This window comes from Desulfofundulus salinus (genome assembly GCF_003627965.1).
In the GTDB taxonomy this organism is placed as follows: domain Bacteria; phylum Bacillota; class Desulfotomaculia; order Desulfotomaculales; family Desulfovirgulaceae; genus Desulfofundulus; species Desulfofundulus salinus.
Genome location: NZ_RBWE01000001.1, coordinates 2711737 through 2714362 on the forward strand (window position 1 = coordinate 2711737; position 2626 = coordinate 2714362).

A 2626-nucleotide genomic window follows, 5' to 3' on the forward strand; every position below is an offset into this window, starting at 1 on the left:
CGGGGATCCGAGCCCTGCAGGGTGTAGTAGAGGTGCCTGGCGTTCCCGCCCAGCTCAGCTTCCTTTTCCACCAGGCTAACTTGAAAGCCCTGTTCTGCCAGGGAGAGGGCTGCCGTCATGCCCGCCACTCCCCCGCCTACCACCAGGGCGCCCTTATTGATCTCGGTGTAGGTCTGGGCAATGGGGGTGAGCAGGCGCGCCCGGGCCACGGCCATGCGCACCAGGTCCCTGGCCTTTTCCGTGGCCTCCTGCGGCCGGTTCCGGTGCACCCAGGAGGAGTGCTCCCGGATGTTCACATGCTCGTACAGGTAGGGGTTCAGCCCCGCTTCCCTCAAAACGTTCTGGAACAGCGGCGCGTGGGTCCGCGGCGTGCACGACGCCACCACTACCCGGTTGAGCTTGCGGTTAACAATGGTTCTGCGGATCTTCTCCAGGCTGTCCTGAGCGCAGGCAAAGAGAAACTCCTGGGCGTGCACCACCCACGGCAGGTGTTTGGCGTACTCCACCACCTCGGGCACCCGCACCACGCTGCCGATGTTGATGCCGCAGTGGCAGACAAACACCCCCACCCGGGGCGGCTCTTTATGTACCGGCCTTTCCGGGGGGTACTCCTTGACCCGGGTTTCACTGCCCCGGGCGGCGCTCAACAACCGGGAGACGCAGCCCGCCGCCGCGCTGGCCTCGGTCACCGTTTCGGGGATGTCCTTGGGGCCGGCAAAGGCGCCGCCGGCAAAGATCCCCAGCCTGGAGGTAGCCACCGGGTTGAACGGATCGTTCCGGCAAAAACCGAACCGGTTCAGCTCCACCCCCAGGGCGGCGGCCAGTTCCCGGGTTCCCCGGGCGGGGCGCATGCCCACCGACAGCACCACCATGTCGAACTCTTCCTCCCGGAAAATGCCTTCCGGGGTGCGGTAGCGCAGCAGCAGGTTCCTGGTGCCGGGCACTTCCTTCACTTCGGATACCACACAGCGGACGTAGCGTACACCCAGCTCGTCTTTCGCCCGCCGGTAGTACTGTTCAAAGCCCTTGCCGTAGGCCCGCATATCCATGTAAAAGATGGTTGTTTCCAGCCCGGGGGTGTGTTCCCTGGCGACGATGGCCTCCTTGGTTGCGTACATGCAGCACACCGCCGAGCAGTAATCGATCCCGGAGCGGGGCTCCCGGGAGCCAACGCACTGCAGCCAGGCGATGCGCCGGGGCTCTTTGCCGTCGGAAGGCCGCACCAGATGGCCTTCATATGGCCCCGAAGCGCTCAAGATCCGCTCAAACTGCAGGCTGGTAACCACGTTGGGGAAGCGCCCGTAACCGAGCTCCGGCCGGGCAACCGCATCGAACAGCTCAAAGCCGGGGGAAAGGATCACCGCCCCCGCCCGGATCTGGAATTCTTCCCCGCGCATATGGTGGTCAATGGCCTTGCGGGCGCATTTCTCCACGCATGCGCCGCACTGCAGGCAGGCGTCGGGATCCACCACATAGGCGTTGGGAAAAGCCTGGGCATAGGGTTTGTAGATGGCCTTGCGCACACCCAGGCCCTGGTTGAAGTCGTCGGCCGCTTCCTGGGGGCAGACCTGCTCACAGCGGCCGCAGCTGACGCAGCGGGTTAAATCCACAAAGCGGGGGTGCTTGTGGACGGTAACGGTAAAGTCGCCCGGCTCACCGCTTACCCCGGTAACCTCGGCCAGGGTGAGCACTTCGATGTTGTGATGTCCCCCAAGGTCGGCCACTTTGGGGGAAAGGATGCACATGGAACAGTCGTTGGTGGGGAAGGTTTTATCCAGCATGGACATGTGGCCGGCAATGGCGGGGCCCCGCTCCACCACGTAGACTTTAAACCCCGCCTCGGCCAGGTCCAGGGCCGACTGCATCCCGCTGATGCCGGCGCCCACAACCACCACGGAGCCTCTTGGCTGGCTGTTTGTTGCCACGGTAGCTGCCTCCTTGTTAAAAAGCATCGCCTTAAACCTGAGTTATCCCCACTTTCCAACCCAGCCTGTTTTGGCTCTCGCTCGCTCCGGTGACCCAGCACTCACCGGACTTATGTACCTGCCCAGGGATTGAAACCGCATATTAGGTAGCAATCATCCTACCAAAGAACTCTGGTTACAGTGAGTGCTGGGTCAAGTCGCTCGCTTCCGAGCCAAAACAGGCTAAAAAACGATAGTTCAGACCTTAAACGTAAGTTGTTAGTCAACCCGCTTCAGGGGTACTTTAGACAGATACGTCATTATTCCCCTCACTTAGTGCTCCGCGCCTAACAAACCTACACCGCTTCCAGGGCCGCCTCCAGCATGGCCAGGAGCTGGGCCTTTTCAAACCCCTTTTGCTGGGAAGCGCCGTTGGGACATGCGGCCACGCAGGCCCCACACCCCTGGCACAGGGCTTCGTTCACATCGGCCACCCGCCGCAAAGGGTCTATGCTCCGGGCCTGGTAGTCGCACACCTGCACGCAAACCCCGCAGGCCACGCAGCGCCGCGGGTTGACGGTGGCGGTGATGGCCACGTTGGCCAGGCGGTCCCTGGCCAGCAGCGTCACCGCCCGCATGGCCGCCGCATTGGCCTGGGTGATGCTTTCCCCCACCAGCTTGGGCGAGTGGGCCAGGCCGCACAGGTACAACCCTTCCGCCGC

At 63.3% G+C, this 2626-nt stretch carries 2 protein-coding genes; both read right to left on the reverse strand.

All coding sequences use genetic code 11. The features are described from left to right. Positions 1-1925 (reverse strand): FAD-dependent oxidoreductase (locus D7024_RS13685; protein WP_435374064.1); only part of this gene is annotated, 1925 nt, incomplete at its 3' end. 335 nt (positions 1926-2260) lie between these two features. Continuing rightward, positions 2261-2626, reverse strand: a 366-nt coding sequence (locus D7024_RS13690; protein WP_121452273.1) for a 4Fe-4S binding protein, incomplete at its 5' end; no start/stop codon positions are given.